Consider the following 12,423-nt stretch of genomic DNA (forward strand, 5'->3'; position numbering starts at 1 on the left):
ACAGGTTAATCTTCTAAATAAGGTAATGCCTTTTCTTTATAATATGTTTCATGTTCAATTAGCCCTAAATTACTTGCTGCCCAATATAATAACTTATACAGTTCATATCGATGTAAATTAATGTTTTCAATAGGCGCTGTTCTAACCTCGGTCATTAATTGTTCTATTTTCCCTTCGTCATCTTGATAGTTATGAAAATAAATCAAATCAAAATAATATTGAGCTAATATTAATTGCTGAATAAAAGGTGCCCATTCATTCATACGATTTAAATAATTTTCATATTCTTCAACACTTGCTCCCCATTTGGGAGATACAAACGCTAAATAATTTTTATGCAATTCGGCATCATCTGGAAATTCATTTATCACATTTTCGAAAAGTTGATGCACATATTGTCTATTTGCATTGATGGCTTTGTAAACATCTAATAAACAAGAAATTATATTGGTTTTAAAACTGCTGTTTTTATTATTAACTTCAATTAAAATAGCTTCGGCCTTTTTTAGGTGTTTTTTAAAAGATGCTAACTTTTCGTTTGATACACTATCAATAGTTCCGCGACCACGGATTTGCCAAGCTTTATGAATTAATTGATATCCTTTAATTATTTTGGGTAAATCGTTATTATTGTCTTTAGTAATCCATTCATCACTTATCTTAATGTTTCCATATTGCCCCAAACTTTCAAAAGCAAACGAACGTTGGCTAGAATTCATACTTTTTAAAGTTTGCTCTACATTGCTAAATTGTCTTTTATTAAAAAAGATGATTACTTCTTTAAGTTTTAGGTCGTTTAAATGTGCATGACTTTTAAATTTATACCTACCTATGAGGTTTATTAAATTATCTACAGGACTAAAAATGCCATATTTGTCTAAAAAGTAAAGAATTCCTAATCCTATTAGTATCCATTTCACAATTGGGTATTGATTAAAAAAGTCTATCATGATTGTAAATGAGTTAAAAATTTTAAAGTAAATGAAAAATCGTATAAATTGAGAAATCTTATAAATTAAATTTGGTGAAAATATTTTAATAAGTTTAGTATTACCATTTTGTAGTTTTTGCTATTAAAAAACGCAATGGCATCATCCCATTTTTTATCTTATTTGGTGGATGCCTTTTTTGGGGTGTATGGGTGGATAATAGGTGTCGACTTTATTCATAGTAATATTGGAATATCTGGCGCTACTTTATTGAAACCATTCTTAAAACATCCCCTACAACATAGATAGTTGTAGGGGTGATAATATTTTATTTATTACTGGTTAAACGCTCTAACGGCCCTTACATGAAGTTCTAGTGATTTTTGCTCACTGCCTTCAAATCCATTAAAGGCTTGATAAAATGCCCACCCTGTAGTTGTGCTATCTTGGGAAGAACTCCAATGGGTCGTATTGGTAAAAGGACTTCCCCCATAGGCGGTTATCGTTTCGTTTACAATACTTTTATTGATGTATAATTCGTGAATCTCATCTTTACTGGGCAAGAACCAATCATCGTAACCGTTCAAGGATAAATCTGAAGTAAGTTTGGCTGCAATGGGTACTTCGGGACATACGGCAATGATTTCTTGGGTGTTGGTTTGACCAGTTCCAATTGCGGTTCCCGTAGCGCCATTTATAAAAACACTTTCACAGCCCCATTGAACTGAGCCTTGTTCGTCAAGAGCGCACACCAAGCCATGGCTGTTATCTGCGGGATCTACCCAAAAAACCACCCCTCCATGATTATAGTCGCCTACCTCGTTGATATTGGCAAGAGCAACAAAAGCATTTGCAGAAACCGATTGGGTACCGTTACTTACCGAAATAGTGGCTAACATATTAGGATTGGTTTCAAAATCAAACAAAGTAGCATCTGCAACACTCAATTCACCTGTATTTGCATTGATGTTAAAAGCTCCAGCAGGATTTTGAAAGGTAATAGTATATGTTAAGTTAGAACCACTTGCCTGTAAAGCCCCCACAACATCTCCGTTTGATGGATTTTCATTAATAGTTAGGTTTGTATTTTGAGCAGATACTTCATCTATATCATTAAGATTAATGGTAACGGTTGCTGTTTGAACGGTACCTGCATTATCAACAGAAACTGTAGCGGTAATTGTAGGGTTGGTTTCAAAATCGAACAAAGTAGGATTTGCAACGGTTAATTCACCTGAGTTAGAATTTATATTTAAGGCTCCATTTGGTGATTGAGCAGTAATACTATAAGTTAAAGTTGCATCACCACTTGCTGAAATAGTTCCTAATGATTGTCCGTCGGTAGGATTTTCATCAATAGTTGTAGAAAAATCTTGAACGCTTAATTCGTTTGTATTGTTTACAGTAATGGTTACCGTAGCGGTGTTTTGAGCTTTATCCGCAGCAATAGTTGCTGTAATTGTAGGGTTTGTTTCAAAATCGAATAAGGTAGCATCGGCAACGGTTAATTCTCCTGTATTTTCATTTATTTCGATAGCTCCATTTGGTGTTTGCGAAGTAATGCTAAAGATTAAGGAAGCATTATTATCGCTTTCAACGGTTCCTATAACTTGTCCAACCGTAGGATTTTCATCTATTGTAACCTCTAAATTTTGAAGATTAATAATAATTGGATCGTCGTCCTTACTACAACTATAGGTTATTATTAATAGTGTAAGAATTAATGTTTTTGTAAATTTAGTTATGTTTTTCATCAGTTTATTTTTTATTGTTTTTTAAAAAATTTTCTTTAAACTATGGTTATGGCAAGTCATTTATTAGGGACTCCAGTTCATTTGCCGTTGCCGTGTTTAAATCGGCATCAGAAATAGTGATTATCTCTCCATCTACAATGGTAGCAGGTTTTATAGCATATAGCCAGTTACCACTATCTTCACTAGTGAAAATGATGTGACATTCAAGACCAATGGGAATTTGACCATAATGCTCGCTAAAAAGTTGTTGTTCTTCAATATAGGTATCTAACTCACCTAAAGCATTTGGCTCTCCATTATAATATATATATACACTGCTGTTTGTGTTATTAAAACCGTTGGGAACATCTACCAATAATGTTGTTTTAGGTCTTGAGTCTTGGGAAAATCTATCGACATTCGTCCAACCAAATTCACCAAAATCAGCAACATAAAACGTTTCTCCATTATCTCCATTAGCAATTTCTACTTCCTTGTTCTCAATTTCTTCCCAAACTATATTGTCACAGATTATGGGTAAATCACAGTCTTCATCTATACCTATTCCTTTCCATAAAATCATTTCATTATCTACTTGTCCAGTAAGGCTAGTAGGCACAAGAACCTGTATAGGACAATCCAATTGTAATTGTACTCCTCCTTGAGTGGCATTGATAAAAAATTCTCCTCCTGAAATTAAAAGTGCCTTATCTCCATTTTCCATTCTCCCCATAGTAGGTTTATTTGTGATTGCCATACCTCCACTTTTAAAAAGTTCAATCACTTTTATATCAACAATTCCTGTAATAGGATTTCCATTGTTGGAAAGGCAGTTTCCATTGATAACAAATTGCACGCCGTTTTCTGTTGTAAGTACTTGTGTTTGGTTTACATTTAACTGAAAATCTTGCATTTTACTTTGCATAGCTGCTGCTTTAAGCAGACTAAACTCTGTAGAGGTTGCTCTTACTTTTGTAGGGTTATTCTCATCTTGTGAACAGCTTACAAAAAGAGATAAAGTTATCACTAGTAAGCTTATAGCTAATTTTACATTTTTCATATTATCTAATTTTTAAGTTTATTATATTTTAATAATCCATTTCAATAAAATCTCCATTTAATTTATACCTGAATGTAAATGTTGTACCTCCGTTCTCAGGGTTTAACATGACCACATATTCGGTTTTAGTCACATCTCCATTCTTTGGAAATTTGATATATGCCATATTTAAAACAGGATTTTCTATACTTTTTTCTGCAGTTAATTGAGTACTCGATTTTTCAACCAATTCACCTAGTATAGATAAGTTGATGCTGTTATTTAATTGAAACATAAAATCTGCTGCGTTACTTCCCTGAGGTACTTCTAAAGAAATTTCTGAGTTTTGCTTCCAGTTATCTTGCATATGATTCCATTGTTCCATTTTTAAAGATTCAGGAGCTGAAGTAACCGTTACTCCAATAATATTCCCTATTGACTTATTATGAGTAATTGTTAAATCTGTATAATATGCCTTATTACCAAATTCGTTTTTGAGTTCTTTTTCTATAGCAGTGAATCCTTCTTTATTGGCTGTTTGCTTACTTGTCGAATTTCCGCAAGAAACCAACAAAGTAAATACTGCTATGATTACTATGAATTTTACTACTTTCATTTTCGTGTTTTTTATAATTACACGACTAAAAGTATATAGTTAAAGTGAAGTAGGAAATAGAGAATCTATTTCTGAGGTTTTTGAATAAATAAGTGAAATACTTTATAAAATATCCGTAAAACAGGAGGTTAATTATTTGTCCAGTTTAAAAAAGTATTTAGAAAATGTTCTTTTTTTCTAGAAGAAACTGGTATTTTTTTGCCACATTTTAAATGAATAACTCCGGTTTTATCATATTTATCTATGAACTTTAAATTAACCATGTAAGATTGATGCGGGCGTGTAAAATTGGCTTTACACAGACGTTCTTCAAACTCTTTTAAGGTTTTTGAAACCATATATTTTTTATTGTTACTACAATAAAATGTAGTGTAACCCTTGTCTGATTCACAAAACAACAATTCGTTTAAATCAATTACTTGAAAACTATCATGTAATGATAAAATTAGTTTTGAATCTTCATTATTCCAAGCCTGTTTTGCTACTTGTACTTGTTGCTTTTGTTGATCTATTGGAAGATGAGCTACTTTTTGAAGTGCTATTTGTAATTCATCTATATCAACAGGTTTTAACAAGTAGTCTACTGCTCCAATTTTTAAAGCACGTAAGGCATGCTCTTCATAAGCAGTAATAAAGATTACTTTAAAATTTAGGTTTTCGGTTTGTGCTAAAAAATCAAACCCTGTACCATCGGTAAGATTAATATCTAAAAAAACCAATTCAGGTTTACAAGCATTAGCAACTACTATGGCATCTTTTACGGATTCACATTCACCTAACACAGTTATTTCAGTATCAAGTAACTGCAATAGATTTCGTAAACCTTTCCTAATGTATTCTTTATCTTCTATTATTAATGTTTTCAATACTTTCTATTTTTATATAAGGGATTGTCAAGGTAACTACAGTCCCTTGTTCATTATATTTTTTTCTATCTTCCGTAATAACAGAGCCATTCATTTTAAAATCTTTTGATAGTATTTCTAATCGCTCTGAAGTAATCGTTGTCGATAATGATTTTTTGTCTTGATTTTTATCTTTCTTTAAATAATCTATACCTACGCCGTTATCTTTAATAACACAAATTAACTCTTGGTTAGAATAACTGAGTTCTATATTAATAGTTCTATTTCCTATTAGGTTAACAAAAGCATGTTCTATAGCATTTTCTACAAATGGTTGAATAAGCATTGGAGGAATTTTAAAAAGCGATGTATCAATATCTTCTTCTACAGAAATGGTATAAGTATATGATTCATTTTCTAAATTTTGAAGTGCTAAATAGTTTTCTATAGCTATTAATTCTTGAGAAAGTAATACAGTTCTATCTCGAGAATTTTCTAAAATAGTTCTAAGTAATTTTGAAAATTTAGATAAATAAGAAACTGATTTTTTCTGTTCTTTGTTCAAAATCATGCCTTGTAAAACTGAAAGTGAATTAAAAATAAAATGTGGAGTCATTTGCGAACGCAATAGTTTTTGCTCGATGATTACATTTTGTGTTTTTGATTTTTGATTCCTCAGTTTTAAGAATAGAATGATGATACCTAAAACTAATGTTGTTATTAAAAAAGAAACGATACCGAACAGTAAATTTCGTTGAGACTTTTTTAAGTTTTGAGAGGTATCAAGTACTGTTCTTGTTAATTTCAGCTCTCTAAGACTAGCTGAATCTAAAGCTTGCTTGTATTTGTACTCGTATTCTATTTGAGTAATTTTTTCAATATTTTCTTTGTTAAACAAACTATCATTTAGCTTTTTTAGCTCTTGATGGCTTTCAAAAGCCTTTTTGTATTGTCCTGTATTTTGATAAACTTCAGAGAGTATGTCTACAGCTGTTTTTTGAGATTCTAACAAGTCTAATTCTTTGGCTATCTGTTGGCCTTGCAAAGCAAAAGTAAGCGCTTGCAAATAAAGCCTTTCATGTAAGTAAGTTTCTGCAATACCTAAAAAGCTAGTGGACAAAATACGTTTGTTTTCTGTTTTTTTACTTATGCTTTTTGCATTTGTGTAATTTTTACGAGCAATTATTGGTTTACCAAGTTTTAAATAGACGTTCCCAATATTGATGTAGGTTATTGAAGTATGCTTTAAATCATTAATTTCTTGACTTACTTGCAAAGATTCACTAAAATATTCAATAGCTTTTAAATACTCCTTCTTGTAAAAATAAACATTGCCGATATTACTCTTATTAACGGATATAAGCTTCTTATTTTTAGTTTTATGAGATAAGCTCAAAGACTCATAAAGATGTTGTAATGCTTTATCATATTTTTTTATAGAAATATATGTTTCACCCAAATTATTATGCATTCTAGCCATACCTAATATATTTCCTATCCTTTTATCATAATCAAGACTTTTATTAAAATTATCGATAGCTAATGGGTAATTACCTTGCACTTTATAAACAACACCTAAATTGCTATGAACATAAGAAATACCATCTTCATCATTAATAACTTCACTAATAATAAGAGCATCCTTATAGTTAGAAATGGCATCATTGTAATTTCCAATTTCCGAATATACATTTCCAGTATTTATAAGACTTGTGACAATTTCTCTTTTGTTGTTTAGCTCCCTGTAAATTTTGGTTGCATTTTGATAATTTTTTATAGCTTCATCATATCTGGATAAATCATAATTGGTAATTCCGAAAGCTACATATACATCAGCAACTCTTTTTTTGTCTTGAATAATTTCATAATACTTAAGCGATTTATTAAAAAAATGTAAGCTTTCTGTGTAATTAGCTTTGATATTCTCAAGCATCCCTTTTAAATAATAAACACGAGCCTTTCCCATTTCATAATTTAAAATAGTGCTTAGGCTATCAGCTTCATTTAGGTAACGATCGGTTGCACCAATATCCTTTCTAAAATTAGCACGCGACAAATCATATAATAAGTTAACACGAATAGTATCATTAAACTTATAATTTTCTAATTCAATTTTAAGGCTATCTATTTTTTTGTTTTGAGATATTAAACTTACAGGTAAAAGAAAAAAACTGATTAAAACAGAAATACATTTTAAGGTTAGGCTCATGGTAAAAGTAGCATAGATTTCAAACAAATTATTGATTTGTTTTATAGCAAAAATTTAAAAATAACTTTTTAAGTATATAAAAAAAAACAATAATTATTTTTTGAAATAGGTTAAATAATAATTGCTAGGACTCATTAAATATTCGTTAAAAATTAAATCTAGTAAAAAATTTAACCAGTTTTGTAAATACCATATAAAATTATTCTAAATTTGGTTTAGAATAATATTTAATTTACAGTAAACAATATCGTAAACTATTTTGTAAGTTTTAATTATAAAAAAGCGAGAAAATTGGCATTCCTTCGAACTCATAACCCGAAGGTCACAGGTTCGAGTCCTGTTCCCGTTACTAAGCAAAGGTTTTCAATTAAATTGAAAACCTTTTTTGTTTTGTGCTTAGTTGTTAATGTTAAACTTTTTTTAATCTTTTGTTTTTTAGCAAATAAAGGCGTTACATTTACAGGTTTAAGATAATGCAACTAAAATAAAACAATGAAAAAATTATTTTTAATTCTATTATTGGCTGTTTGTACTACTACATTTGCCCAAGTGCACGATCCAGTAAAGTGGAGTACTTCAGTAAAAAAGATATCAGATAAAGAAGCAGAGTTAGTAGCTACCGCAACAATTCAAAAAGATTGGCATTTGTATTCACAAGAGATTCCAAAAGGAGGACCAATTCCAACCTTATTTACTTTTGAAGGAGATACTAAATACTTGAAAAAAGGAAATACTAAAGAAGAAGCAGGACATGTAGTGGACGATCCAATCTTTGAAATGAAAATTAAATATTTCGATACTAAAGCTACTTTTACTCAGAGAATCCGTTTAAAAACTACAGAAAAGTTTACAGTTAAAGGAGTGGTAGAATATATGGTGTGTACAGGAATGAACTGCTTACCTCCAAAAGAAGTAGAATTAACTTTTAATGTAAATTAATCCCTTTCCCCAAATAAGATGAAAAAAATACTAGCATTTTTGTTTTGTTTTACTGTTGGGTTTTCGGCAATGAGCCAAATTCACAATCCAATAGCATGGAAAACGAGTGTAGAGAAAATTTCTGAAACAACATATAACTTAGTAAGTACTGCGACAATACAAGGAAGTTGGCATTTGTATGCACAACAAGTTCCTAGTGGAGGGCCTATTCCAACAACTTTTACGTATGATGATGATGGAGGGAAAGTTAAAATTGTAGGAAATACTACAGAGCCAGAAGGAGAAATTAAGTTTACCACACTTTTTGGTGAAGAAGGAATGAATATTAAATCCTTTGCAGACAAAGCAGTTTTTAAGCAGAAAGTAGAGTTGATTGATGCTAGTTTAACTCAAATAAACGCATTTGTAGAGTTTATTGCCTGTACAGATGAGATGTGCTTGCCTCCAAAAGAGGTAGATTTAGTGTTTGATTTAACTAAAGCGACAGCAGTTAAAGTTTCTTCAGATAACGTTAAAGAAACAAAAACAACAGATAAAGAAGCTTCAAAAGAAAGTGAAAAGGAAGAAAAGAAAGGTTTATGGGGAATTTTCTTCATTGCTTTTTTATCTGGGTTTGCAGCATTGTTAACTCCGTGTGTATTTCCTATGATACCGATGACAGTAAGCTTTTTCACAAAACAAAGCAAAAGTAAATCAGCAGGAATTCGAAATGCAATTATCTACGGAATATCTATTATAGGGATTTATGTATTATTAGGGTCGGTAGTAACTGCTGTTTTTGGAGCTGATGCTTTGAACGCATTATCAACGAACGTATGGTTTAATATAGTTTTCTTCTTAATCTTAGTGATTTTTGCTGTGTCTTTCTTAGGAGCTTTTGAAATTACTTTACCAAGTTCATGGGCAACTAAGGTAGATTCTCAAGCTGATAGAGGAGGGTTAATTGGAATTTTTTTTATGGCGTTAGCCTTGGCAATTGTATCCTTTTCGTGTACAGGACCAATCGTAGGTACTTTGTTAGTAGAAGCAGCTTCTAAAGGAGGAATAGCACCTATTGTTGGAATGTTAGGGTTCTCTTCAGCTATTGCACTACCATTTGCCTTATTTGCAGCTTTTCCAGGATGGTTAAATTCATTGCCAAAATCAGGAGGATGGTTAAATACGGTAAAAGTAGTTTTAGGGTTCTTGGAATTAGCCTTAGCATTTAAATTCTTATCAAATGCCGATTTAGTATTACAATTACATCTACTAGAAAGAGAGGTGTTTATTGCTATATGGATAGCTATTTTTGGAGCCTTAGCTTTTTATCTTTTCGGAAAAATACAATTACCACACGATAGTCCAATCAGTCATATTTCTGTAGGAAGATTAAGTTTAGGGTTGATTGTATTATCTTTTACCATTTATATGGTTCCTGGGTTATGGGGAGCACCGTTGAATTTAATCAGTGCATTTCCACCGCCACAACATTATAGTGAGTCACCTTATGGAGTAGGATTTACAAAACAAGCAGTAGTAAGTTCAGGTAATCAAGAAAATGGACATGAGCGTTTGCCAGAAGGAGCACATTTAATGCCACCACATGATATTATGTCGTTTCATGATTATGATAAAGGATTAGCTTATGCTAAAAAAGTAGGAAAGCCAGTAATGTTAGATTTTACAGGACATGCTTGTGTAAATTGTAGAAAAATGGAACAAAACGTTTGGGTGAAACCAAAGGTTTTAGACGTGTTGAAAAACAAAGTAGTTTTAATCTCTTTGTATGTAGATGATAAAAGACCATTAGAAGAAGACGAGGTGGTAGAATCAAAGTTAAACCCAGGAAAAAAACTAAAATATATTGGTCAAAAATGGAGTGAAATGCAAACTATTAAGTATAAAGCAAACTCACAACCATTTTATGTATTAATGAATCATGATGAATCAAATATAATAGACCCTATAGCATACACACCAGATGTAGATGAATATTATAACTGGCTTGAAAATGGGATTACTAATTTCAAAAAGTAATTAGAAATTATATCATAATTAAAAGGCACTTCAGAAAAATCTGAAGTGTTTTTTTGTTTAATTATATTGTGCTATAAACCTAGAAAACATTGTAAAGGGTTCTTTTACAGTAGCTGTTTTGAAATTATCTATAAAATTCGTACCTTTGTACGATATGGTAGATACTACACACGAGAAAAAAAATCAACGAGTTTTTACATTCAACTACCTTGTGTTCCGTAATCAATCGGACAAGTTTATCCCACCAGGGTTCTAATTTAAGTTTACAATAACTCCTCCTTTGTGAGAAGTTTCTCTAATATATTTAAAAACACTTTGTAGAACTATTTACCAGTTAAAAAATAGATTTATAAAATGTTTTTTTTGACCTTACGAGTATCCGTTTATAGATAATCGTACACTTTTCTAAAAAGTATTCCGCATTAAAAGACAAATACCAAAATAAATAGGTTTTGTATTTATTGCTATTTAAGTTTCAGTAGAAAAAACTAAAGAAACTTACAATTATTACATACCTATTCTTTTTTATAAAAATCAAATTATGACAATAAAAACTTACGATGCATTTAATCGTATAACCCCTCTAGAAATAGAAAGAGTAACTAACTTTTTATACAAACATCTTGAAAAATATGGAGATGAAAAATCAGCAATTCGTAAAGCAATAGACTATGCAGCAAAAGAGCGAACAGGATTAGGTGGATATGTTTTTACGATAGAAGATAAAGGTGAAATTATAGGTGCAGTGGTAATAAATAAAACTGGAATGGATGAGTATATCCCAGAAAACATTTTAGTGTACATAGCCACTCATAATGAATATAGAGGGAAAGGAGTAGGAAGAAAAATAATGACACATGCTATAGAAAACTGTAAAGGAGATATTGCTTTACATGTAGAAAAAGATAATCCAGCAAAGTTTTTGTACGAAAAGCTAGGATTTACCACTCCGTATTTAGAAATGAGACTAAAGAGATAATATGAGACAGTTAAAAATAACAAAACAAGTTACCAATAGAGAATCAAAATCTATTGAGAAGTACTTACAAGAAATTGGTAAGATTGATTTGATTACTGCAGATGAAGAGGTTGAGTTAGCTCAAAAAATCAAAACAGGTGACCAAAGAGCATTAGAAACTTTGGTAAATGCTAACTTACGTTTTGTAGTGTCGGTGGCAAAACAATATCAAAATCAAGGATTACGCCTTTCTGACTTAATTAATGAAGGAAATATAGGTTTGGTTAAAGCAGCAAGACGTTTTGATGAAACGCGTGGATTTAAGTTTATATCGTATGCCGTTTGGTGGATACGTCAGTCTATTTTACAAGCTTTAGCAGAACAATCTCGTGTGGTTCGTTTACCGTTGAATAAAATAGGAAGCATTAGTAAAATTAATAAAGCAGTTTCTAAGCTTGAACAAAGTAATGAACGAATGCCAACTCCAGAAGAAATAGCTAAAGTTTTAGATATGACTGTTTCAGATGTAAAACAGTCAATGAAAAACTCTGGAAGACATATTTCTATGGATGCACCTTTAAAAGAAGGAGAAACATCAAATTTATACGATGTAATGAAAGCTTCAGAAGCTCCTAAACCAGATAAAGATTTAATGCAAGAATCTTTACAGTTGGAAATTAGTAGAAGTTTAGAAACATTATCTCCAAGAGAATCTGATATCATAAAGCTATTTTATGGTTTAGAAGATTACCGCCCTATGAGTTTAACTGAAATAGGAGAAACTTTTGACTTAACAAGGGAGCGCGTACGCCAAATTAAAGAAAAAGGACTTAGAAGACTCAAACAAAGATCGAGAACTAAAGTGTTACAAACTTATTTAGGCTAGTTTCGACTTTGTTTAATCCATAAAAACAGAAATAATAATTTTAAAAAGATCTAAATATGTTAATAATACAAGTAAAAGAAGGTGAAAATATCGATAGAGCGATTAAACGCTACAGAAGAAAATATAGAAATACAAAAGTTTTACAAGAAATAAGAGATAGAAAAGAGTACACAAAACCATCTGTAAGCAGAAGGGAGCAATTAAAAAAGGCTCAGTATAAAGAGCAGTTTTTATTAGAGCAGGAAAAATAAGA

Annotated in this window: 12 protein-coding genes; 6 read left to right on the forward strand and 6 right to left on the reverse strand. The window is 31.1% G+C overall.

The window, feature by feature from the left end; all coding sequences use genetic code 11:
- Positions 1-5 precede the first annotated feature (5 nt).
- Positions 6-950: a hypothetical protein gene (locus D6200_RS13320; RefSeq protein ID WP_073181905.1), complete on the reverse strand. Its 945-nt coding sequence runs from the start codon at positions 948-950 to the stop codon at positions 6-8.
- Positions 951-1,085: 135 nt separating this feature from the next.
- On the opposite strand from D6200_RS13320, the gene D6200_RS15345 reads away from it, so the two are divergent.
- Positions 1,086-1,238, forward strand: coding sequence for a hypothetical protein (locus tag D6200_RS15345; protein ID WP_159432110.1), 153 nt, complete (start codon positions 1,086-1,088; stop codon positions 1,236-1,238).
- A gap of 26 nt (positions 1,239-1,264) precedes the next feature.
- On the opposite strand, the gene D6200_RS13325 is transcribed toward D6200_RS15345, so the two are convergent.
- From D6200_RS13325 to D6200_RS13345, 5 genes are all read right to left on the reverse strand, one after another.
- A complete protein-coding gene (locus D6200_RS13325) occupies positions 1,265-2,683 on the reverse strand; it encodes a cadherin domain-containing protein (RefSeq protein ID WP_073181903.1) in 1,419 nt (472 codons plus the stop codon).
- 46 nt (positions 2,684-2,729) lie between these two features.
- A complete protein-coding gene (locus tag D6200_RS13330) occupies positions 2,730-3,722 on the reverse strand; it encodes a hypothetical protein (RefSeq protein WP_073181901.1) in 993 nt (330 codons plus the stop codon).
- 28 nt (positions 3,723-3,750) lie between these two features.
- The gene (locus D6200_RS13335) at positions 3,751-4,317 is read right to left on the reverse strand and encodes a hypothetical protein (protein WP_073181899.1); all 567 of its coding nucleotides are present in this window, start codon (positions 4,315-4,317) and stop codon (positions 3,751-3,753) included.
- A 128-nt stretch (positions 4,318-4,445) separates the two neighbouring features.
- Positions 4,446-5,183 (reverse strand): LytR/AlgR family response regulator transcription factor, encoded by a 738-nt coding sequence (locus tag D6200_RS13340; RefSeq protein WP_073181897.1) that lies wholly within the window; start codon positions 5,181-5,183, stop codon positions 4,446-4,448.
- A complete protein-coding gene (locus D6200_RS13345; protein WP_240627181.1) occupies positions 5,158-7,398 on the reverse strand; it encodes a tetratricopeptide repeat-containing sensor histidine kinase in 2,241 nt (746 codons plus the stop codon). The genes D6200_RS13340 and D6200_RS13345 overlap by 26 nt, the downstream gene beginning before the upstream one ends.
- Before the next feature lie 465 nt (positions 7,399-7,863).
- Here D6200_RS13345 and D6200_RS13350 point away from each other — a divergent pair, with 465 nt between their 5' ends.
- From D6200_RS13350 to rpsU, 5 genes are all read left to right on the forward strand, one after another.
- A complete protein-coding gene (locus D6200_RS13350) occupies positions 7,864-8,310 on the forward strand; it encodes a protein-disulfide reductase DsbD domain-containing protein (protein WP_047788654.1) in 447 nt (148 codons plus the stop codon).
- Between the two features lie 18 nt (positions 8,311-8,328).
- Positions 8,329-10,326: a protein-disulfide reductase DsbD family protein gene (locus D6200_RS13355; RefSeq protein ID WP_073181896.1), complete on the forward strand. Its 1,998-nt coding sequence runs from the start codon at positions 8,329-8,331 to the stop codon at positions 10,324-10,326.
- A 541-nt stretch (positions 10,327-10,867) separates the two neighbouring features.
- A complete protein-coding gene (locus tag D6200_RS13360; protein WP_083574767.1) occupies positions 10,868-11,305 on the forward strand; it encodes a GNAT family N-acetyltransferase in 438 nt (145 codons plus the stop codon).
- 1 nt (position 11,306) lies between these two features.
- Entirely contained in the window at positions 11,307-12,170 is an 864-nt protein-coding gene (locus D6200_RS13365) for a sigma-70 family RNA polymerase sigma factor (protein ID WP_047788651.1), read from the forward strand.
- A 56-nt stretch (positions 12,171-12,226) separates the two neighbouring features.
- Positions 12,227-12,421 (forward strand): 30S ribosomal protein S21, encoded by a 195-nt coding sequence (gene rpsU / locus D6200_RS13370; protein ID WP_073181894.1) that lies wholly within the window; start codon positions 12,227-12,229, stop codon positions 12,419-12,421.
- The last annotated feature ends 2 nt before the right edge of the window (positions 12,422-12,423 follow it).

Source organism: Tenacibaculum mesophilum, from assembly GCF_003867075.1.
GTDB classification, from domain to species: Bacteria; Bacteroidota; Bacteroidia; order Flavobacteriales; family Flavobacteriaceae; genus Polaribacter; species Polaribacter mesophilus.